Genomic DNA, 20,514 nt, shown 5'->3' with positions numbered 1-20,514 from the left:
CGGTTCCTTTTCGCTTAAACATGCTTTTCTTTGTCGTCTTTTTGCTTTTTTCCATCCTTGTTTTACGGCTTGGAGAATTACAAATTGTATTCGGAGAAGATTTTAAAAGGGAAATTGAACGAACAGACAATATTACGGTCTCAAATCCCGTGCCTAGAGGGAAAATGTATGACCGAAACGGGAATGTTATTGTAGATAATTCACCGCTAAATGCGATTACGTATACTAAATATCAAAATACAACACCGCAGGAAATGCTGGAAACAGCTAAAAAATTAGCAAAATTAATTACTATGGACACCTCAAAGGTCCGTGAACGTGATAAAAAGGATTTTTGGATCCTAATTCATCCGGACAAGGCAAAAGAAAAAATCACCGATAAAGAATGGACCGAATTTAAAAATAAAAAGCTGGATGATAAAGACATTTATAAACTACAGCTTAAGAGAATTACGGACGAAGATTTGAACAGTCTGACCTCGGATGAGGTAGAAACGCTGGCTATTTATCGGGAATTCAACAGCGGTTACGCTTTAACGCCGCAAATCGTCAAAAATAAAGATGTAACCCCAGAGGAATTTGCTGCTGTCAGCGAAAACCTGGAAAATCTCCCAGGGATTGATACCACCACAGATTGGGCCAGAAACTATGTTTTTGGAGATACCCTAAAATCTATTTTAGGAGATGTATCATCATCTGATTCGGGGCTGCCAAAGGAACAATTGGACAAGTATCTTGCCAAAGATTACAGCCGAAACGATCGGGTCGGAAAGAGTTATCTGGAATTAAAATACGAAGATGTCCTTCGCGGGGAGAAGGCTAAAGTAAAAAATACAACCGATAAGTCAGGTAAAATTTTATCTTCCGAGGTCATATCGGAAGGCAATCGAGGAAAAGATCTTGTCTTAACCATTGATATGGACCTTCAAGCACAAGTAGATAAAATTATTGAAGAAGAGATTTGGAACGCGAAAAAGAGCCCGAATACCGGACTTATGGATAGGGCCTTTGCCGTTATGATGAACCCAAAAACGGGTGAAATCCTAGCATTGTCAGGTAAACAGCTTGTAAAGAATAAGGAAACAGGCAAACTGGAAATGCGGGATTATGCCCAAGGGACGTTTACAAGCTCATACAACATGGGGTCAGCTGTTAAAGGTGCGACCATTTTAACAGGCTATCAAACTGGTGCCATAAGACCGGGATCTGTCCTTCGGGATGAACCTCTAGTCATTAAAGGAACACCTGTTAAAAAATCTTGGAAAACCTTCGGCGACATTAACGATTTACGGGCGCTTCAGGTCTCCTCGAACGTGTACATGTGGAAAACAGTGATTGCCATGGCTGGCGGCCGTTATGTTCCAAATGGACCGCTTGTATTGGATACGGACAAAGGCTTTAACACCATGCGGAAATCCTTTAACCAGTTTGGCCTTGGAATTCGTACAGGTATTGACCTTCCCAATGAAATGAGCGGTTTTCCAGGCTCTGATAAACGGTCAGGTCTGCTTCTTGACTTTGCCATCGGCCAGTACGATACGTATACACCTATTCAACTTGCGCAATACATTTCGACCATCGCAAACGGGGGCTACCGGATTCAGCCGCATGTTGTGAAGGAAATTCGTGAACCAGAATTGGATAACAATGAATTGGGTCCGATTGTGGAGGAAATTCAGCCGAAGGTATTAAATCGTGTTGAAATGAAGGATGAATGGATTAAACGCGTCCAAGAAGGATTCCGAATGGTTATGCAGGTTGGCGACGGTACCGGTACCGGTTTCTGGAGAAGTAAGCCATATAATCCGGCGGGCAAAACCGGTACAGCGGAAGCTTTTTATGATGGCTCTGATAAATCGAAACGTGGAACCGAAGTTTGGAACCTAAGTCTTGTCAGCTTTGCGCCGTACGATAATCCTGAAGTGGCCATTGCTGTAGTGGTGCCATGGGCTTATGAAGGAAACAGCGGCCCAAGTATTAACCATCTAATTGGCACAAGGGCTATGGATGCTTATTTTAACTTAAAAAATGCCCGCCAAAGCGGAATAGCAGCTGCCGGGCAGGATAACACAGCGGTAAACAACCAAAGCGCAGTACAACCACAACATTAATAAAAGTGACACCTGTCTCAAGGATGATGAGGCAGGTGTTTTTTTTTTGCCAGATTGCTAGATTGCGATTTACAAAAACTAAACATTCATTTACATAACCTTTACAAAACATTAAAACTCTATTTACAGTCATCCTTTATTCTTATGTTTGTAAGGCAGAACAAACAGCCAACTCTTAGGGGGAATTAGTAAATGAAAAGTTTAAAAAACATTAGCCTAATGATGTTAATTGCGGCTTTCATGATTATAGCAGCAGCATGTGGAAGTGATTCTTCTTCAGATAAAGATAATGGTGGAGCGAAAGACTCTGGGGAACTATCAGGCTCAATTTCTATTTCAGGATCGTCAGCCATGCAACCGTTAATTGCTGCAGCTGCTGAAGAATTTATGGCTGAAAATCCAAAGGTTGATATACAAGTAAATGCCGGCGGCTCTGGGACAGGCTTATCACAGGTTGCTGAAGGATCAGTACAAATCGGTAACTCAGACGTTTTCGCTGAAGAAAAAGAAGGAATTCCTGCTGACAAACTTGTTGACCACAAAGTGGCAGTGGTGGGGATGACAGCTGCTGTTAACCCTAAAGTAGGAATTAATGATATTAAAAAAGAAGATCTAATCAAAGTATTTACTGGAAAAATTACAAACTGGAAAGAGCTTGGCGGTAAAGACCAAAAGATTGTTCTTGTAAACCGTCCTGATTCATCCGGAACGCGTGCAGTATTCAATCACTTTGCTCTTGATGGTGCGACACCTGCTGAAGGAATTACCGAGGATTCTTCTAACACGGTTAAAAAGATTATAAACGAAACTGAAGGTGCAATTGGATACCTTGCATTCTCCTACTTCACTGATGATTCTGTAACCCCGCTTTCGATTGATGGCGTGAAACCGACTGAAGAAAATGTACAATCCGGAAAATTCCCGGTCTGGGCATACCAGCACTCTTATACTAAAGGTGAAGCAGAAGGTTTAACTAAAGCGTTCTTGGACTATTTAATGTCAGATGATATTCAAAACACTCTTTTAAAGGAACAAGGATATCTTCCTGTTACAAAAATGAAAGTAGAACGCGATGCTGAGGGAAATCAAAAAAATATCTAATAGAAACAACTAGAATGAACTGTTGAAAAATAAAAGAGGGTAAATGCAGAGCGTTTACCCTATTATGACGTATTCAAGAGGAGTTTGGTTTAATATGGAGAAACTTCTTCCCGCAAAAGATAGATTGCTAAAATCAAAGAGAAGCAGGCTTGATGGGGAATTTAGAGGGAAATTAATTGTCATTTTGTGTGCCGTTATCATGATATCGGCTACGATTGCGATTACGATATTCCTCGGAACTAAAGGAATGCAATCATTTACGAAGAACGGGATCAGCATCATCGAGTTTTTAACAAGTACTAACTGGAATCCTACAGATAAAGCAAGCCCGATGTATGGAGTTCTTCCGTTTATTTTCGGATCCTTTGCTGTTACCTTCCTTGCCGCACTTATTGCCGCGCCATTAGGAATTGGCGGAGCGATTTTTATGACAGAAATTGCTCCTTCTTGGGGAAGAAAAATTCTTCAGCCGATTGTGGAACTATTAGTAGGTATTCCATCAGTTGTGTATGGATTTATTGGTTTAACCGTGTTAGTTCCGTTTATCAGAGAAAATGTCGGCGGGCTTGGATTTAGTTTACTTTCCGGGATGATTGTCCTTGCCGTCATGATCTTACCGACAATTACAACGATTGCAACGGATGCAATGAGTTCACTTCCGAATCATCTTCGTGAAGGTTCCTATGCCTTAGGTGCTACAAGATGGCAGACGATTCGCAAAGTGCTTGTCCCGGCAGCAATGCCTTCCTTGCTTACAGCCATCATTCTTGGTATGGCGAGAGCATTTGGTGAAGCATTGGCTGTTCAGATGGTTATCGGAAACGTGAGAGATTTGCCATCAAGCATTTTGGATGCATCGGCGACATTAACGACCATTATTACATTAAATATGGGGCACACCACTTATGGCAGCGTGGAGAATAACACGCTTTGGTCGATGGGTCTTATTTTATTGATTATGTCGTTCGCCTTCATTCTCCTCATTCGTTATCTATCATCAAGGAGGAAGTTACGATGAATAGTAAAGCAACCGATCGAATTGCAACAGGGGTTTTTGTAGCTATTGCCATCACGATCGTAACGATTCTCGCAGGATTGTTTTTCTATATTTTCGTCAATGGATTTAAACATATTTCGCTTGAATTTTTAACAACCCCTTCTAGTAATGTCCGGGCTGGCGGAGGTATTCGCGACCAATTATTTAATTCATTTTATATTTTGTTCATCACGATGCTGATTACCGTTCCGATTGGAATTGGCGGCGGCGTCTATATGGCTGAGTATGCAAAACCGGGTAAAGTAACCGACTTAATCCGGACCTGTATTGAAGTGTTATCGTCATTGCCTTCCATAGTTATTGGTATGTTTGGATTATTGATTTTTGTCAACACAACCGGTTGGGGTTACACCATTTTAGGCGGAGCATTGGCTCTTACAATCTTTAACCTTCCAACAATGGTACGTACAACCGAGGATGCGATCCGGGCAGTACCTCGCGATTTAAAAGAGGCCAGCCTTGCCTTGGGAGTTACCCATTGGCATACGATTAAAACGGTTATTTTACCAGCGGCATTTCCGTCAATCTTAACTGGCGCCATCCTAGCTGCAGGCAGGGTATTTGGTGAAGCGGCCGCATTATTATTTACTGCTGGTCTTTCAACACCAAGACTGGATTATACAAACTGGAATCCACTTTCTGAACAATCACCGTTGAATATTTTCCGCCCTGCCGAGACATTGGCGGTTCATATATGGTCAGTAAATACCCAAGGATTAATTCCTGATGTCGATGAAGTTGCCAGCGGTTCTTCTGCTGTCCTCGTTCTTTCAGTCTTGATCTTTAACCTATTGGCACGCTGGATCGGAAGTTTGATTCACAAACGGGCAACAGCTACTAAATAAAGAGGTGGAGTCGTATGTTGACAGCGATAAAGGAGAGAATGAATGTGGAATTACCTTTTCAAACAACAAGTGAATTCCAGCCTGAAACCATTTTAGCTGTGAAGAATTTAGAAATTTTTTATGGAGAAAAACGAGCGGTAAATGGGATTTCTTTGGATATTGAGAAAAATTCTGTGACTGCCCTAATCGGTCCGTCAGGCTGCGGAAAATCAACGTTTCTAAGGAGTATCAACCGCATGAATGACTTGATCCCCGGGGCAAGAGCAGTAGGGGAGATTATCTATGAAGATCTCAATATTTTATCTGAAGATATCAATGTAGTTGCTTTAAGAAAGGAAATTGGCATGGTGTTTCAAAAGCCAAACCCCTTTCCAAAATCTATTTATGAAAATATTACCCATGGCTTAAAATTTGCTGGGATTAAGAAGAAAAGCAAACTTGATGAAATTGTCGAAGAGAGTTTGCGAAAAGCGGCTCTATGGGATGAAGTGAAGGATAGACTTCATAAATCAGCCCTCTCGCTTTCTGGCGGGCAGCAGCAGCGCCTTTGCATTGCCAGAACGATTGCCATGAAACCGACCGTCATCCTGCTTGATGAGCCATCTTCAGCACTTGACCCAATCTCTAATGCCAAGGTTGAAGACCTAATTGTTGATTTAAAGAAGGAATACTCAATTATTATTGTTACTCATAATATGCAACAGGCTTCCCGGATTTCGGACAAAACGGCTTTCTTCTTAAGCGGTGATTTAATTGAATATGACAGCACGGAAACAATCTTTACTAATCCATCAGTTAAAAAGACAGAAGAATACATTTCCGGCCGATTCGGATAAGGGGGGGAACACTCATGTCCACACAGACATTAACAAGAGATATTTTCGATGTAAAAGATCTTAATTTATGGTACGGTGAGCACCATGCCTTAAAAGGCATCAACTTTCCCATCCAGAAAAAAGAAGTCACAGCGATGATTGGTCCTTCGGGCTGCGGGAAATCAACCTTTCTAAAGACGCTTAACCTGATGAATAAAATGATACCGAATGTAAAAATAACCGGAGAAGTGAACTTTGACGGTGGAAATATTTTAAATCCAAAAACCGACTTAGTGGAGCTGCGTAAACACGTTGGCATGGTCTTTCAAAAGGGTAATCCGTTTCCGCAGTCCATTTATGATAATGTTGCATATGGTCCTAGAATTCATGGAATAAAGAAAAAAACACATCTTGATGAAATTATCACGAAGGCATTAATCGATGTGGCTTTATGGGACGAAGTGAAGGATCGTTTGCATGCCCCTGCGCTTGGTCTGTCTGGCGGACAGCAGCAGCGTCTTTGCATTGCTAGGGCTCTTGCAACTAAGCCGGATGTGTTATTAATGGACGAACCAACCTCGGCGCTAGACCCGATTTCAACCTTAAAAATCGAGGAGTTAATCCTTGAATTAAAAGAAAAGTATACCATTGTCATCGTCACTCACAATATGCAGCAGGCTGCTCGTGTTTCAGACAAAACGGCCTTCTTTCTTATGGGGGAATTAATTGAGGTAGATTTGACACCAAACATTTTTTCAATGCCAAAAGATTCAAGAACGGAAGACTATATCACTGGACGATTCGGATAATGGGGTGAAAAGGATGAATACAAGGTCTAATTTTGATAACAATTTAAAACATTTAAAAGAAATGCTGCTTAAAATGGCCGGGAAATCGGAACAGGCAATTAAAGACGCTATGCTTGCTTTGCTAAATCAAGATCTTGAATTAGCAAACCGTGTCATAAACGGTGATAATGCCATTGATGACTTGGAACAGGAAATACATGAAAAAGCATTAATGTTGATTGCTACAGAATCACCGGTAGCCAGGGACTTAAGAAGAATTAATGTCGCATTGAAGGTATCATCCGAGGTTGAGCGGATGGGGGATATGGCTGTCAATATTGCAAAGTCAGTCGTCCATATTGGGGAGGAAAAATATATTAAAGAAATTGTTGATATCCCGCAGATGATGGAAGCTGCCTTGGAAATGGTGACTGATTCCATAACCGCATTTTATACCGAGGATATCACGATTGCTCAAAAATGTGCGGAAAAAGACGATGCAGTCGACAACATGTTTGGGAACCTAGTTCATGAGTTGATGACCTATATCCCACAAAATCCAAACTCGATGAACCAAATTATCCAATTGTCTTTTATTTGCCGGTTCATTGAAAGAATTGCCGACCACTCAACGAATATTGCGGAAAATGTAATTTACCAAGAAACTGGGAAACGGCTGAATTTAAATAAATAATATGATGAAGGATGGGGCTTTAGGCCTCATCCTATTTTGTTTAGTTGTCGATTTTTAATTGAAATTCGCATAATTTATTAGTTAATAAAAATTTCCCGGCGTCAAACACGCTTTGCATATGGCTTAGGCAAAATACGACAAATTGCGTTCATTGTCTGACTCTCTTTCTGGTGTTACGATTAAATAAACACTGATAGGAATAAATTGTTACTTAATGCATATATTGTTTGTTTGCAGAATGGAGGAAACCATGATTAATGAAATTATCGAATTAAGAAGGAAGGGACTTTCCTTTCGTAAGATTGCCGTAGAACTTAATACTACCGTTGGGAAAGTCCAATACAGCTGGAATAAATGGATGGAAAGCGAGAACCAAGATAATAGTGAAAGTCTCCATGTTCAAAAGAACATGAACCAGGAAAAATCTTCGGTTACATCTACTCCACAAACCTTTGTTCCTCTTAAGGGTGAACTTACAGCCAAGCTTGTTACACCACAAAAAATGTTTCTCTATTGGGATTTTTCAGAAACCCCCAAAAAAATCGTTCGTTTATATTTCAATCAACCTTTTGAGGAGTTAGTTACTGTATTAAGGGTTTACGATGTGAAGGATATCATTTTTAATGGAAAAAATGCACACCATTATTATGAAATTACTGTTCCTTATCAGAACGGGTATTGGTTTGTTAAAGGATTAACAGGAAATAGAAGCTTTATAGCGGAGCTGGGTGTGCTTTTGCCGGAAACAGGATTTTTCCCTCTATACAGGTCCAATTGTATTCAAACACCAGCAGCTGAGATACCAAGTGGGAATGAATTGCATCAGGATTTACTGCAATTCAAACGGTATGAAGACCGCCCTCCAAAGTGGCGAAACCATGTCAGTACGTATAGTTATTATGAAGAATCAACTAAATTGGAGAATAAAAATGCCTAACATGCTTGTCCCTGAGGCTGACTTGAAGCAAAGTCGATTATCTGGAAAAAAGGTAAAATTGCTGATGCTTTGCTGGGAGTATCCGCCGAATGTCGTTGGGGGCTTAGCAAGACATGTATACGGATTATCGATTCATTTGGCGAAAATGGGATACGAGGTTCATGTCATCACTGCCGGAGACAGTAAGCTTCCTGACCATGAAATCGCAAACCAAGTAAACATACACCGTGTTTTTCCCATCAATGAATTTGACGAAAACTTTCTGTCATGGATTGGCGGACTTAATTTAGCAATGGCTTTTCGGGCGGAAAAATTGGCAGAAGAAATCTCTTTTGACTTGATCCATTCCCATGATTGGCTTGTGGGTGCCGCCGCCATTACTTTGAAAGAGTTACTGGACATTCCGCTTTTAACGACCATTCATGCAACGGAGCATGGCCGGAATAATGGGATTTTTACAGGTATCCAAAGATTTATCCATGGAAAAGAAGAGCAATTAATGAGGGAATCAAATCAGCTTATTGTCTGCAGCAGCTACATGAAGGAGCACCTTGCTGGCGCTTTTCAGGCTGATGATAAAAAAGTAATCGTCATACCAAACGGGGTTGAAGAGCCGAGTTCAAATATGGGTGCCGGAGAGGTAATTCCTTGCTTGCAAGAAAAAAAATATATTTTTTCAATTGGCAGAATCGTAAAGGAAAAAGGGTTTGAAACGATTATTGAAGCAGCGGCAATTGCCAAGGTAAAGGGTTTGGATTACTTTTTTGTTGTTGCCGGAAAGGGGCCAATGCTCGAGACTTACCGCCTGCAAGTTCAGGAAAGGCAATTGGCCGGCCAGATTGCTTTTGTCGGCTATATTACAGATGAACAGAGAAATGCGTTAATAGACAAGTGTTCAATGGCTGTTATTCCTAGTTTGTACGAGCCCTTTGGAATTGTTGCCTTGGAAACAATGGCGCTTGGTAAACCAACTATTCTGTCCAATACGGGTGGCATGAAAGGGATCATCAAGCATTTGCAAACGGGCCTGTTGATGAATCCGGGGGATGCGGAAAGCATGCTTGAACAGATCAGCTATCTCGAGGAAAATCCAGCCATTGCCGAGGAAATCGGCTCTAAAGGCAAGGAAATTGTAAAAAACTTATATGGCTGGAGCCGAATTGCTTCGGAGACTGGTAAAGTGATGGGAGATATGGCTCTACAGAAAAAGGTAAACGAAACTATGAAAAAATAATTAGGTGAAAGGTGCAGTGATGAAGGAATTAATCGAGTCCCAAAAAAGTAAACAGAACACGATCCGCCATGGTTTAATGGAGCAGCTGCAAATAGTTCTCGGCATCTGGGTCAATGGAAAATGCTACTTTCTGCATAATAGTGCCGAAAAGGTCATCTATGAAGAAGGCTTAATTCTAAGAATTAAACCGGAACAGGTCCATTCTAAAATTCGCTTCTTCAGCGTTTATATTAGCAATCATAGCGATGTCAAGAAGGACATTAAAGTCATTGTCATGCATCATTTTTCTAATGTCAACACAGACAGCCTCACGTTTATTTCACCAGCAGAAAGCAAAATTTTTCACGCCCATGACCACAAGGTATTTCTTGTCAATGGGAATTTTAATGGGGCGGGATTAAGTGAGTATACAACCATTCCGCTTTGGAGTGCGTATACCGACCAAATTTGGAGTTCATTGGAGAATGGGGCCCTAAGATACCAGCCGATGGCAAAAGGGCCGGCAGCGAGCATATATACCGTTAAAATGTCCCTTGGTTCTCGGGAAACTCAGAAAATGAATGCCTGGGCGATTTCCGGGTCGAGTAAAAAGGAATTAATCTTAATGGAGCAAGCACTTTTAAAAAACCCACTAGCATTTCCAAACGAAAAATGATATTATAGAAAAGTCGTATGAACGAACAGCTTAATCGTTTGGAGGGAAATAGACATGCGTGTAAATATTACGTTAGCTTGCACTGAGTGTGGAGACCGTAACTATATTTCAAACAAAAATAAACGCAACAACCCAGATCGTCTTGAGCTTAAGAAATATTGCCCAAGAGAAAAGCGTACAACTGTACACCGCGAAACAAAATAAGCAACAGGGCTTCCTGTTGCTTTTTTTGTTGCCTAAAAACAAAAAACATGGGGGTGCTCTAAAATGCACGATAAAAATTCCATTCGTCAACAAACGAAAGAATCACTGTCAAAGCTCACAAAACCTATTTATGAGGATTACTCTTATAAAATTGCCAGCAGGCTTTATCAAATGGAAGATTGGGAGCAAGCGCAAGTGATTGGCATTACCATCTCCAGGGCACCTGAAGTCGATACATATCAAATTATTAGAAAAGCATGGGAATCAGGCAAGCAAGTTGTTGTTCCAAAATGTTACCCAAAGGAAAAAAGGTTATCTTTTCGAAGCTTAACTGAGTTTTCTCAATTAGAATCCGTTTTCTATGGGTTGCTTGAGCCAAATGTGGAACAAACTACAGAAGTCAGTCCAGATAAAATTGACCTTCTCATCGTACCCGGGCTTGCCTACACTCGTTCGGGGTTTCGCTTGGGCTTTGGCGGCGGATACTACGACCGGTTTTTATCAGGGTACTTTGGGAACACCCTATCCCTTGCTTTCCAAGAGCAGTTGATTCCTGAATTTCCTGTTGAACCATATGATATCCCAGTAGCAAAAATTGTTACAACAAATGAGGTTATCAAAACTGTATGATTGTACCAATCCTTATCATTATTATCCTCCTTGCAGGAGGTTTAGCTGGTTACCGGGAGAAATCGCTGACAGCCTCAGGTGCTATTGCAGCTGTTTTTGTCGGTCTTGCCATTTATGCTGGATTTGGAATTAAGGGGCTTGTTATATTAGGCGTGTTTTTTGTTTCCTCAAGTTTCTGGTCAAAATATAAAAGTTATGCCAAAAGGGAATTGGAAGAGAAATTAGCAAAAGGGTCTACAAGGGATTGGCGCCAGGTAATCGCCAATGGCGGCATGGCTGCATTATTTAGTATCTGCTATTATTTTCATCCAGGAGAAAGCTGGGTAATTGGCCTTATTGTTTCATTGGCTAGTTCCAATTCTGATACCTGGGCTTCGGAGATTGGCAGTTTAAGCAGGAAAGAGCCGATTTTTATTCGGACATTTAAGCGAGTAGAAAAGGGCACCTCCGGGGCAGTCAGTCTGCTTGGCAGTATGGCAGCACTACTAGGGTCACTGATTATCGCATTGGTTAGTTTTTGGTTATTCCAGTTAAGTCTCGTTAATGTAATGTTGGTATTTTTATTTGGCTATATTGGGAATGTCATTGATACATTATTTGGCGCATTTTATCAACAGGCTTATGTTTGCAAGCAATGTGGAATCGAGACAGAAAAAAGAAACCATTGCGGTCTGCCGACTTCCCGCATTAAGGGCATTTCTCTGGTGGATAATGATATGGTTAATTTTCTATCCGGTTTGTTGGCAGCGGCCTTAGCAATATTTGTCGCTCAAATGCTTTAATAATATGTTGTTAATGGGGGATTTAGTTTGTTGAATCGTGTGAACAGGGTGGTCGTAATCGGAGCAGGGTTTGTGGGTTCAAGCTACGCCTTTGCCCTCTTAAATCAAGGTATTACTGAAGAACTTGTTTTAATTGATTTAAATAAAGAAAAAGCCGAAGGAGATGCGATGGATTTAAATCACGGTCTCCCTTTTGCGCCGTCCCATACAAAGATCTGGTACGGGGACTATTCCGAATGTGGTGAAGCGGACATCGTAGTTATTACAGCCGGTGCTAACCAAAAGCCAGGTGAAACCCGCCTTGATCTGGTTGAAAAAAACACGAAAATTTTTAAAGGTATCGTTGAAGAAATAATGGCCAGCGGATTTAATGGGATTTTTCTCGTTGCTACTAATCCGGTAGACATCCTTACTTATGCTGTTTGGAAATTTTCCGGATTTCCAAAAGAACGTGTAATTGGTTCAGGGACTATTCTAGATACGGCCCGGTTCCGTTTCTTGCTTGGTGATTATTTCGATATTGATACACGTAATGTTCATGCTTATATTATTGGTGAACACGGGGATACTGAACTTCCCGTATGGAGTAATGCTGATATTGCCGGTACAGCTATCTCTAAATGGGCAGAAAGCAAGGACGGGTTTCGGCAGGAAGAACTTGATCAGATTTTTATGAATGTACGTGATGCCGCCTATCATATCATCGAGAAAAAAGGTGCCACTTATTACGGAATTGCTATGGGACTTGTGCGATTAACAAAGGCAATCTTGCAAAATGAAAATTCTGTTCTGACGGTTTCAGCTTATCTCGATGGAGAATATGGACAAAAAGATCTGTATATTGGCGTTCCGGCCGTCGTGAACAGGGATGGTGTAAGAGAAATTGTAGAGCTTGAATTAAGTGAAGAGGAACAACAGAAATTTACTCATTCTGTCGATGTACTAAAGAAGACAATGAATTCCGTATTTCCTGCTGGTAAATAATTTTTCTTATTCGGGTAAATTTTTATTTTTTCTGGAAAGTTTGGATAATCTTTCAGTCAGAATCACAAAATAATGGCAGGAGGGATAAAAATGTCTCGAATGCTGACTTCTATTTTAATGATTGGTTCGCTTGGTTATTTTGCTTATAGGTTTAGATACCGTATTATCAACACACTCCTTTCTTCCGGTTGGTTGAGAAGAATTGCGGTTAGCTCAATGATGAGTCTGCCCGGAATAAAACGACGAATGATGCAATCGGTATTTGGAGGACCATCTGAATGGTGAAAACCACAGATGGTTTTTTATTTTTGACAAAAAATCAACATCTCAGGTTTTTAGAGCCTATTAAACGGTAAAGCCTTTAGTTTCGTTTATAATGAAAGAAACGCGGCAAAAATGAATACAAATATTTATAAAATAATTGTTATGAAAGAAAGCAGGGGAGAGCCATTAATCGAGAGAAATATATTTTTTGGAGGCTTGTCTTTTCTTTTATTTCTGAACAAGACTATCGAATTATTCAATTATTTGAGAACCAAAAGGAAATATGGCTGGAAAAATTAGAAAACAAAAAAGCCCCAATCATTAGAGTTCATCTTGAAAATCTTGATTGGAGCAATGTTATGCAAAGAGATATCGAGTTTGCGGCAGCCAATGGAGAAAAAATACGCAAGCAGTTAGGGCGCCCTCAACTGGATATCGCTAATATTTATATCAGTGAATTCCCACCTGTCGATGAGTATGAATTTAGGCTGAGGAATCCCTACCTTTTTCCTGAAGGAAGTAAAACATCCGTCAGTTCTTTTCTATTAACGAAGGGAGAATGGGAAACAGGCCTGAAGGATCTTGCAGAACGGCTGCAAAAAGACATCCATTTTGATATCCAAAATGATTATTCGGAAAATGAAGTGGAAGAGCTGAAAAGATTAACCTTGGGGACGGCAGTAAATAAGGTAAAAAGGGAAAAGGCTGTCCTTACTTATAGCAAGCCTTTCTTTACTTATGTGTTTATCGTGATTCAGCTGGCCGTTTTTGTATGGCTGGAATTAAATGGGGGAAGCACAAATACTTCGACATTAATCAAATATGGGGCCAAGGTTAATCAGCTAATATATGAAGGAGAATACTGGAGGTTCATAACACCTGTTTTTCTTCATATCGGTTTTTTGCATTTGGCGATGAATACCTTGGCATTATATTTTTTGGGCACGGCTGTCGAACAAATCTTCGGCAGATTCCGTTTTTTCCTTATTTATTTATTTGCTGGTGTAGCTGGCGTCATCGCGAGTCTTTTGTTTAGTACGCATTTATCTGCTGGAGCAAGCGGGGCCATCTTTGGGTGTTTCGGAGCTTTGCTTTATTTTGGCATGATGAACCCAAAATTATTTTTTCGAACGATGGGGCTAAATGTAATTGTCGTTCTCGCTATCAATCTTGTATTTGGATTTTCAGCATCTGGCATCGATAATGCCGGCCATTTAGGCGGTTTGGCCGGAGGATTTCTGGCTGCCGGTGTGGTCAATCTCCCAAAGAAATCAAAGCTTCCGCTTCAGCTCATCTTTTTAATCATGAGTGCAGGTATTGTTTGGGGCTCCTTAAACTATGGATTTAGTGCTGCTGGGCAAAAACAGGATGAAGATTCGCAAATCCTGCTGGCGCAGGAGTATATCAAACAAAACAATTACGATAAGGCATACAGTGTTTTAAAAAGTTTTGAAGATCGGTCAAAGTCCGAAACAGAAAAAACCTACTTTCTTTTATCCTACGTTGAAATAAAAAAGCAAATGCTTACGGACGCCAAACTCCATTTGCAGAAAGCTATTCGGCTTGATCCGAAATTTCATCAAGCTTACTTTAATTTGGCGTTAATAAATCTCGAGGAAAATGATCTAAATGCGGCGAAACTCAATGCTGAAAAAGCAGTCAAGTTAAACCCGAATCAAAAAGAATATACAAATTTGGTTGATGAAATTAATCAACAAATAAAAACATCAGGCAGTGAATAGATTTGCCTTGAGGACAATTTTGGCATAGGTTATACTTTTTGTTGACTAGGAATGAGGGAGACCCACGATGAAAACGGTTTATGAAATTCAACAATTTCTAAAAAGGTTTGGAACCATCATTTATATTGGCGACAGGGTAGCAGACCTTGAGCTGATGGAGGCTGAACTGAAAGAGCTGTATCAGTCTCAGCTTATGGAGCCTAAAGAATATCAAACGGCCCTGTTAATCTTAAGACATGAAATCCAATTCTTAAAAGAAAAAGGACAAAAGAAATAGGTGAGAATATTGTCAGAAAAATGGATAGCGGGAGTTGACCTAGGGGGGACAACGACGAAAATAGCTTTTATCACATTGGACGGGGAAATTATTGATAAATGGGAAATCCCAACCGATAATTCTGATGAGGGCCAGTATATTACGAGTAATATTGCGAAATCGATAGAAGAAAAACTGCTTGAGCTTAATCAGCCGAAAAATATACTGGCAGGGGTTGGAATGGGTGCTCCAGGCCCTGTCGATTATGAAACAGGTGTGATTTTAAATACAGTTAACCTGGGCTGGAAGGATAATTTTCCGCTAAAGGATAGTCTGGAGAAAGCAACATCACTTCCTGCTGCTGTTGAAAATGACGCAAATTGCGCTGCCTTGGGAGAAATGTGGAAGGGTGCCGGCAGTGGTGCGAAGAATCTAGTTTGTGTCACGCTGGGTACTGGAGTAGGCGGCGGTGTGATTTCAAACGGAAACATTGTTCAGGGAGTAAACGGGGCCGCGGGGGAAATTGGTCATATCACTGCTATTCCGTTCGGGGGGGCACCTTGTAATTGTGGAAAAACGGGCTGCCTTGAGACTGTTGCTTCAGCAACAGGAATTGTGCGGCAGGCGTTTGCAGAAATTCAGAAGGATGGAGTTAAAGGTCCGTTAGCGGATGTTTATGCAAAGAATGGGAAGATAACTGCAAAGGATGTTTTTGATACAGCAAGAACGGGTGATGAACTGGCGCTTACTATCCTTCAGGAGGTTGCCTTTCATCTAGGGCTTGCTTTGGCTAATATTGCTAATCTGCTAAATCCTGAGAAAATCGTTTTGGGCGGTGGTGTATCCAAAGCAGGTGAGATTCTATTAGAGCCTGTAATCGAGAATTTTGGGCGGTTTGCTTTTACACCTGTCAGAAACTCCACAAAACTGGCAATCGCGAATTTAGGAAATGACGCTGGAGTGCTAGGAGCAGCCTGGCTTATTAGAAATAAATTGTAAATAATTAGGATGCTTTTAATTTTTGAAAAAAGCCGAATTTTCTGCGGCTTTTTTCCCATTTTTGTAAAGAAATTAATATAATTGAAACAAAGTAGGCTGTTTTTCCGTACTAAGTATAAAGAGGAAATTGGCAGGGGAGGGAAAAAATGATTCAAATAAAGGAAAGCGCTCCTAGAGGTATAGCAATAACTGTGTTTTTAATCGTTTTAGCCCTCCTGCTCGGTGCGTGTTCTGACAATAAGCAGATAAAGTCTAAAGGCTCTGCTGGAACGGAGAAGCCGAAAGCACCGAATACAGAGAAAAGTATTGAGCAGGTGCTCCCCATTTCCATTCCGGATGGTGAATTTTATAAAAGCTTTGGCTGGCTGACAGATGAGGAAATAGTTTATATCACCAATGTCGGACAATCTTCTAATGTATATCGTTATCATCTCTTGACGGGGAAAAGCGAGTTAATCTACAAAAGTGAATTTCCGATTGTCACCGCGCAAATTAGTCCTTCCAAAAGTTTTATTTTAATTCATTCTTCGCCATCTTCCTACGAGGGTTTAGTAACAATAATCGATATGAAGGGAAATGAAAAACTTAAGCAGTCGTTTCCATCCTACGAGTTATCCTTTGAGTGGAATCCGTATGATAACTCAAAAGTGCTTGTATCAACTTTCAGTGAAGATTGGGATTTTAACGTTTTCCTATTGGATTTTAAGTCTGGTGAGACAAAGGAATTGTCACTCCCGCAGCCATTTAATAAATGGATGAATGCAAATGAACTTGCTTTTCTAAATTGGGATCAAGAACATCCTTCTTTATTTGCTCCGCTGATTAAGAAGGGGTTAAATAATGGGATGGAAAAAACATTATTTCAAACTGTTTTACAATTTTCAACATTTAAAGATCTTCTTGTCAAGATTGAGATAAATGACCAAAACCAATTAGCACGTTATTCTTTCTTGGATAAAGAATTGCAGGAAATCTATTCTTTTTCAAACCCACTGCTGACGAAATATTCTGATTGGCTCGTCCCTTATTTTGATTATAACGAGAAGGAGAAGGAATTTATTACTTTAAATGCAGTAAAAGATGGGGAAGCTGATGTGTACACGGAAGGTTTTAATCTTGTTGCATATGATTTGAAGAAAGACAGCAGCCAAAAAATTTTAACCGGCCTTAAAAATGCTCCAATAATGATTTCACCATCAGGAAAAACGATTCTATATGGAGAGCGGTTTGAAAAAATCATTGATTTGAATACCAAGAAAATTTTCGACTTGGTCAAGGAATAATCATAAAAAAGACTGCCAAGGGCAGTCTTTTTTTAGTGGCTTCCTGTAGGGTAACCTGAGTTAATAAGAGTCATAACGGTGAACCAGCCGAAAACTAGAAAGGAAGCGATTCCCCAAAATGCACCTAATAAATTTTTTTTCTTTAGTGAACGAAATCCACCGAATGCTGCTAAAATGGTTACTAACGCGAAAATGATGACCAATCCCATGAATAATCCCCCTTTTCCAATAAAATTAGGTAGTTACCTGCATGATTAGAAAATTATGTAACAATATTATATACATTCGCTTCTTATTTTATATTTTTTTCTTTCATTTGTCGATAGTAAATGAAAGAACAGTTTTATATGCCTTAGCAATATTTTGAATCAGTTCTTTATTATGTGTCTCTGAAAAAAATAAAGCTGTCTCATTATGGATGGTTTCAAACACCAAATGCTCTTCTACCTGATATTTGGCCATCTGAATATCATTTGGGTTTCCTGCGGTAAATGAGAAATAAAGTAAATCTGCTTTAAACAAACAATAGCAATCGTCTAATAACAGAATGCCAAAATCCTCGAAATACGGTCCTGCGATTCCGTTATTAGTAAGAATGACTTGATGCAGTTCCTCAAACAATTCTGCAGCCGTTAAAATTTCTTTTGCATAATCCGCATCATCTGCACGTAGATAAATAAACATGTTATCTTTTTGGAAGGCTATATTTGTCTCCTTTAATATTAACTCTTTAATTTCAGGCAGAAATTCTATTTCTCCCTTAGCTTCAACCGCAAAGGCCGATTTCATTCTCATTCCCCCTTGTATTTCATTCATTTCTTTCTCCAAGACATGAATATAGTGTAAAATAATTCTAATGCAAATCCAAATTGGAGGTAAAGTAATGAAGTGGCAGCAAATTCCCTTAGGGAGCATTCAAACAAATTGTTACATTGTTGAAAACAAAGATAAAACATGCTTAATTGTCGACCCTGGCGGTGATGGAAAAAAGCTGTTGAATCTTTTAAACACAAGAGGATTAAAACCGCTGGCCGTGCTATTGACACATGCGCATTTTGACCATATTGGGGCAGTTGAAGACGTCCGAAACGCTTATCAAATCCCGGTTTATATTCATAAACAAGAAGAAAAGTGGTTAGGGGATCCAGCTCTAAACGGATCACAGTTTTTCCCGTTAATTGAACCTATAAAAGCTAATGCGGCTGATCATCTAATTAAGGATGAAGGGGAAATGAACATCGGTGAATTTACATTCCACGTTTATCATACTCCTGGGCACTCACCAGGAAGTGTGTCTTATTATTTTGCAAAGGAAGGGTTTGTGATTTCTGGTGATGCCTTATTTCAAGGCAGTATTGGACGTACTGACTTACAAGGGGGTAATCATACCCAGCTTTTAAAAAGCATCCATGATAAGCTGTTAACATTACCAGAAGAAACGTATGTATTGTCAGGTCACGGAGCTGTTACCACCATCGCAGACGAAATGGACAGCAATCCTTTTTTAAATGGATTTTAATAAGAAAGCGGTGCAAGCCTGGAGCAGGACATCGGAAATAAATAGAAAGACCCTTTTCCATTTAGGAAAGGGTCTTTCGGGGGATGTTCTATTCATATAATGGGAGGGGATATTGTTAAGCTACTAACTTTACAATATACCAAAGTTTACACCGTGTCAATAGTGTTAATTCAAAAGGAGAAAATATGATTTCGTACATAAAGAGCTTTATTCAACACTCACCAAACCAATTGATTACCTATGCAGATTATATAAGTGCTGCCCTTTACCATCCGGAATATGGGTACTACATGAGAGACCAGCAGAAAATCGGGCGGCAGGGTGATTTTATTACAACCAGCAATATTTCAGATATATATGGCAGGCTGGCGGCAAAATGGTTTGCTTATATTTGCGAAAAAACGGGACTTCCTAATGCCTTTTGCGAAATTGGCGCAGGAAACGGACGCTTTGCCCATGCCTTTTTGCAAGAGTGGCAGGAATCCATAAAAAGACCTTTACAATATGTCATTGTCGAAACAAGCCCCTACCATCGGAGACTGCAAAAAAATTTATTAGATCAATATCCTTCAGTTATTCAGGTAGAGGATATAACGGCTATAAAGGACTTCGAAGGAATGATTTTTTCAAATGAGCTTTTCGATGCCCTCCCTGTTCATGTCATTGAAAAAATAAATGGTGAATTGCTGGAGGTTATGATAGGCATTCAAAACGAAGGATTTGTTGAGCAAAGGGTTCCATTGACCAATCCAGCTATTTTGCAATTTTTGCAGGAAAGCGGGCTGGAATTAAAAGAGAAGCAGCGGATTGAAGTGCCTTTAGCGATGAAGGAGATGTTAGGTTCCATCGCGACTGCCATCAAAAAAGGGCTGATTGTAACGGCTGATTATGGCTATACGAACGAGGAATGGATGCATCCAGCAAGGTCGACCGGAAGTCTGAGAGGATTTTTTCAGCATCGAATGTATGATAATATTTTAGAAAATCCTGGAGCCATGGATGTCACCACGCATATCCATTTCGACTACCTGATTGAAAGAGGGAGACAGTTAGCGTTTGAATTTGTCACCATGCTGCGTCAGGATGAGTTTCTGTTGAAGGCAGGAATCCTTCAGGAGCTTGAGAACCATTATGACCCTAATCCATTTTCTGAGGTCAGCAAAAGAAATCGGGCCATCCGCAGTTTAATTATGCCGGGTGGGATGAGTTCTTATTTTCATATTGTTATTCAGGAAAAAGGAATGGTAACGCGGGATATAAATTTATTTCAAAATCAAAAATAAAAACGCCGTATCGAAACGGCGTTTTTATTTTTCTTAGTGGCCTCCACCAAGCGGCATCATGAACGTAGTCCAATATGTAAAGCCAGCAAAGAAAATAGTTAGATATGCTCCGAACACATACATATACATACGTTCAGACAATTTAAGATAACTAAGTAGAACGAAGAATCCTGTTTGGGCTAGGAAAAGCAATGCTGTTTTGTTTAAATCGCCAAGATATAACATCACAGTAAAAATGCCCGTCCAGAAACCACATACTCTGAACATGCGGTCCATATGTATCCCCTCCTTTTACCCTTTCGATACCATCATTACAATATTATAAGTAAAA

General features: G+C 40.1%; 24 protein-coding genes. 21 read left to right on the top strand and 3 right to left on the bottom strand.

From position 1 onward, the window contains the following. Positions 1-20 precede the first annotated feature (20 nt). From V5M37_RS21665 to V5M37_RS21575, 19 genes are all read left to right on the top strand, one after another. Positions 21-2,111, top strand: coding sequence for a peptidoglycan D,D-transpeptidase FtsI family protein (locus tag V5M37_RS21665; protein ID WP_423802663.1), 2,091 nt, complete (start codon positions 21-23; stop codon positions 2,109-2,111). Between the two features lie 192 nt (positions 2,112-2,303). After that, positions 2,304-3,212 (top strand): phosphate ABC transporter substrate-binding protein, encoded by a 909-nt coding sequence (locus tag V5M37_RS21660; RefSeq protein ID WP_423799102.1) that lies wholly within the window; start codon positions 2,304-2,306, stop codon positions 3,210-3,212. A 94-nt stretch (positions 3,213-3,306) separates the two neighbouring features. Further along, a complete protein-coding gene (pstC, locus tag V5M37_RS21655) occupies positions 3,307-4,230 on the top strand; it encodes a phosphate ABC transporter permease subunit PstC (RefSeq protein WP_423799101.1) in 924 nt (307 codons plus the stop codon). After that, positions 4,227-5,114: a phosphate ABC transporter permease PstA gene (gene pstA, locus V5M37_RS21650; RefSeq protein WP_423799100.1), complete on the top strand. Its 888-nt coding sequence runs from the start codon at positions 4,227-4,229 to the stop codon at positions 5,112-5,114. The genes pstC and pstA overlap by 4 nt, the downstream gene beginning before the upstream one ends. A 38-nt stretch (positions 5,115-5,152) precedes the next feature. Then, positions 5,153-5,950 (top strand): phosphate ABC transporter ATP-binding protein PstB, encoded by a 798-nt coding sequence (gene pstB / locus V5M37_RS21645; RefSeq protein WP_423802662.1) that lies wholly within the window; start codon positions 5,153-5,155, stop codon positions 5,948-5,950. 14 nt (positions 5,951-5,964) lie between these two features. Next, positions 5,965-6,738: a phosphate ABC transporter ATP-binding protein PstB gene (gene pstB / locus V5M37_RS21640; protein WP_423799099.1), complete on the top strand. Its 774-nt coding sequence runs from the start codon at positions 5,965-5,967 to the stop codon at positions 6,736-6,738. A gap of 13 nt (positions 6,739-6,751) precedes the next feature. Then, positions 6,752-7,411: a phosphate signaling complex protein PhoU gene (gene phoU / locus V5M37_RS21635; protein WP_423799098.1), complete on the top strand. Its 660-nt coding sequence runs from the start codon at positions 6,752-6,754 to the stop codon at positions 7,409-7,411. 250 nt (positions 7,412-7,661) lie between these two features. After that, complete coding sequence (locus tag V5M37_RS21630; protein WP_423799097.1) at positions 7,662-8,348, top strand: DUF4912 domain-containing protein; 687 nt, start codon at positions 7,662-7,664, stop codon at positions 8,346-8,348. Next, complete coding sequence (locus tag V5M37_RS21625; RefSeq protein WP_423799096.1) at positions 8,341-9,582, top strand: glycosyltransferase family 4 protein; 1,242 nt, start codon at positions 8,341-8,343, stop codon at positions 9,580-9,582. Before V5M37_RS21630 ends, V5M37_RS21625 begins: the two co-directional genes overlap by 8 nt. A gap of 16 nt (positions 9,583-9,598) precedes the next feature. Beyond that, positions 9,599-10,237, top strand: a complete 639-nt coding sequence (locus V5M37_RS21620) for a hypothetical protein (protein WP_423799095.1) — start codon at positions 9,599-9,601, stop codon at positions 10,235-10,237. 54 nt (positions 10,238-10,291) lie between these two features. Further along, the gene (rpmG, locus tag V5M37_RS21615; protein WP_082692947.1) at positions 10,292-10,441 is read left to right on the top strand and encodes a 50S ribosomal protein L33; all 150 of its coding nucleotides are present in this window, start codon (positions 10,292-10,294) and stop codon (positions 10,439-10,441) included. Between the two features lie 63 nt (positions 10,442-10,504). Beyond that, positions 10,505-11,071 carry a 5-formyltetrahydrofolate cyclo-ligase gene (locus V5M37_RS21610; protein WP_423799094.1) on the top strand — a complete coding sequence of 189 codons (567 nt, stop codon included), beginning with the start codon at positions 10,505-10,507 and terminating at the stop codon, positions 11,069-11,071. Next, positions 11,068-11,853 carry a DUF92 domain-containing protein gene (locus tag V5M37_RS21605; RefSeq protein ID WP_423799093.1) on the top strand — a complete coding sequence of 262 codons (786 nt, stop codon included), beginning with the start codon at positions 11,068-11,070 and terminating at the stop codon, positions 11,851-11,853. Before V5M37_RS21610 ends, V5M37_RS21605 begins: the two co-directional genes overlap by 4 nt. Positions 11,854-11,880: 27 nt before the next feature. Beyond that, a complete protein-coding gene (locus V5M37_RS21600; RefSeq protein ID WP_423799092.1) occupies positions 11,881-12,837 on the top strand; it encodes an L-lactate dehydrogenase in 957 nt (318 codons plus the stop codon). Between the two features lie 90 nt (positions 12,838-12,927). Beyond that, complete coding sequence (locus V5M37_RS21595; RefSeq protein WP_213120176.1) at positions 12,928-13,122, top strand: hypothetical protein; 195 nt, start codon at positions 12,928-12,930, stop codon at positions 13,120-13,122. A 338-nt stretch (positions 13,123-13,460) separates the two neighbouring features. Continuing rightward, positions 13,461-14,843, top strand: a complete 1,383-nt coding sequence (locus V5M37_RS21590) for a rhomboid family intramembrane serine protease (RefSeq protein ID WP_423799091.1) — start codon at positions 13,461-13,463, stop codon at positions 14,841-14,843. Positions 14,844-14,910: 67 nt separating this feature from the next. Then, positions 14,911-15,120, top strand: a complete 210-nt coding sequence (locus V5M37_RS21585; RefSeq protein ID WP_423799090.1) for a YqgQ family protein — start codon at positions 14,911-14,913, stop codon at positions 15,118-15,120. A 9-nt stretch (positions 15,121-15,129) separates the two neighbouring features. Next, positions 15,130-16,098 (top strand): ROK family glucokinase, encoded by a 969-nt coding sequence (locus V5M37_RS21580; protein ID WP_423799089.1) that lies wholly within the window; start codon positions 15,130-15,132, stop codon positions 16,096-16,098. A gap of 146 nt (positions 16,099-16,244) precedes the next feature. Next, positions 16,245-17,381, top strand: a complete 1,137-nt coding sequence (locus V5M37_RS21575) for a hypothetical protein (protein WP_423799088.1) — start codon at positions 16,245-16,247, stop codon at positions 17,379-17,381. 32 nt (positions 17,382-17,413) lie between these two features. On the opposite strand, the gene V5M37_RS21570 is transcribed toward V5M37_RS21575, so the two are convergent. Both V5M37_RS21570 and V5M37_RS21565 read right to left on the bottom strand, forming a co-directional pair. Next, complete coding sequence (locus V5M37_RS21570; RefSeq protein ID WP_423799087.1) at positions 17,414-17,590, bottom strand: DUF2759 domain-containing protein; 177 nt, start codon at positions 17,588-17,590, stop codon at positions 17,414-17,416. Between the two features lie 103 nt (positions 17,591-17,693). Further along, a complete protein-coding gene (locus tag V5M37_RS21565; protein WP_423799086.1) occupies positions 17,694-18,170 on the bottom strand; it encodes a hypothetical protein in 477 nt (158 codons plus the stop codon). Between the two features lie 94 nt (positions 18,171-18,264). On the opposite strand from V5M37_RS21565, the gene V5M37_RS21560 reads away from it, so the two are divergent. Next, the gene (locus V5M37_RS21560) at positions 18,265-18,900 is read left to right on the top strand and encodes an MBL fold metallo-hydrolase (RefSeq protein WP_423799085.1); all 636 of its coding nucleotides are present in this window, start codon (positions 18,265-18,267) and stop codon (positions 18,898-18,900) included. Positions 18,901-19,085: 185 nt separating this feature from the next. Beyond that, a complete protein-coding gene (locus tag V5M37_RS21555; RefSeq protein WP_423799084.1) occupies positions 19,086-20,183 on the top strand; it encodes a class I SAM-dependent methyltransferase in 1,098 nt (365 codons plus the stop codon). A gap of 33 nt (positions 20,184-20,216) precedes the next feature. On the opposite strand, the gene V5M37_RS21550 is transcribed toward V5M37_RS21555, so the two are convergent. Then, on the bottom strand, positions 20,217-20,459 hold the full coding sequence (locus tag V5M37_RS21550) for a DUF2626 domain-containing protein (protein ID WP_213120184.1): 243 nt from the start codon (positions 20,457-20,459) through the stop codon (positions 20,217-20,219). Positions 20,460-20,514: the final 55 nt, after the last annotated feature.

This window comes from Neobacillus sp. SAB-20_R2A (assembly GCF_049568635.1).
Classification (GTDB): domain Bacteria; phylum Bacillota; class Bacilli; order Bacillales; family Cytobacillaceae; genus Neobacillus; species Neobacillus citreus.
Note: the sequence above shows the minus strand (reverse complement) of the source record. Positions and strands in the feature narration are given on the sequence as shown.

Coding starts and splice junctions, on each gene's coding strand:
- V5M37_RS21665 (WP_423802663.1), top strand. CDS start 21: ATGCTTTTCTTTGTCGTCTTTTTGCTTTTTTCCATCCTTGTTTTACGG.
- V5M37_RS21660 (WP_423799102.1), top strand. CDS start 2,304: ATGAAAAGTTTAAAAAACATTAGCCTAATGATGTTAATTGCGGCTTTC.
- pstC (WP_423799101.1), top strand. CDS start 3,307: ATGGAGAAACTTCTTCCCGCAAAAGATAGATTGCTAAAATCAAAGAGA.
- pstA (WP_423799100.1), top strand. CDS start 4,227: ATGAATAGTAAAGCAACCGATCGAATTGCAACAGGGGTTTTTGTAGCT.
- pstB (WP_423802662.1), top strand. CDS start 5,153: ATGAATGTGGAATTACCTTTTCAAACAACAAGTGAATTCCAGCCTGAA.
- pstB (WP_423799099.1), top strand. CDS start 5,965: ATGTCCACACAGACATTAACAAGAGATATTTTCGATGTAAAAGATCTT.
- phoU (WP_423799098.1), top strand. CDS start 6,752: ATGAATACAAGGTCTAATTTTGATAACAATTTAAAACATTTAAAAGAA.
- V5M37_RS21630 (WP_423799097.1), top strand. CDS start 7,662: ATGATTAATGAAATTATCGAATTAAGAAGGAAGGGACTTTCCTTTCGT.
- V5M37_RS21625 (WP_423799096.1), top strand. CDS start 8,341: ATGCCTAACATGCTTGTCCCTGAGGCTGACTTGAAGCAAAGTCGATTA.
- rpmG (WP_082692947.1), top strand. CDS start 10,292: ATGCGTGTAAATATTACGTTAGCTTGCACTGAGTGTGGAGACCGTAAC.
- V5M37_RS21610 (WP_423799094.1), top strand. CDS start 10,505: ATGCACGATAAAAATTCCATTCGTCAACAAACGAAAGAATCACTGTCA.
- V5M37_RS21605 (WP_423799093.1), top strand. CDS start 11,068: ATGATTGTACCAATCCTTATCATTATTATCCTCCTTGCAGGAGGTTTA.
- V5M37_RS21595 (WP_213120176.1), top strand. CDS start 12,928: ATGTCTCGAATGCTGACTTCTATTTTAATGATTGGTTCGCTTGGTTAT.
- V5M37_RS21590 (WP_423799091.1), top strand. CDS start 13,461: ATGCAAAGAGATATCGAGTTTGCGGCAGCCAATGGAGAAAAAATACGC.
- V5M37_RS21585 (WP_423799090.1), top strand. CDS start 14,911: ATGAAAACGGTTTATGAAATTCAACAATTTCTAAAAAGGTTTGGAACC.
- V5M37_RS21575 (WP_423799088.1), top strand. CDS start 16,245: ATGATTCAAATAAAGGAAAGCGCTCCTAGAGGTATAGCAATAACTGTG.
- V5M37_RS21570 (WP_423799087.1), bottom strand. CDS start 17,590: ATGGGATTGGTCATCATTTTCGCGTTAGTAACCATTTTAGCAGCATTC.
- V5M37_RS21565 (WP_423799086.1), bottom strand. CDS start 18,170: ATGAAATCGGCCTTTGCGGTTGAAGCTAAGGGAGAAATAGAATTTCTG.
- V5M37_RS21560 (WP_423799085.1), top strand. CDS start 18,265: ATGAAGTGGCAGCAAATTCCCTTAGGGAGCATTCAAACAAATTGTTAC.
- V5M37_RS21555 (WP_423799084.1), top strand. CDS start 19,086: ATGATTTCGTACATAAAGAGCTTTATTCAACACTCACCAAACCAATTG.
- V5M37_RS21550 (WP_213120184.1), bottom strand. CDS start 20,459: ATGGACCGCATGTTCAGAGTATGTGGTTTCTGGACGGGCATTTTTACT.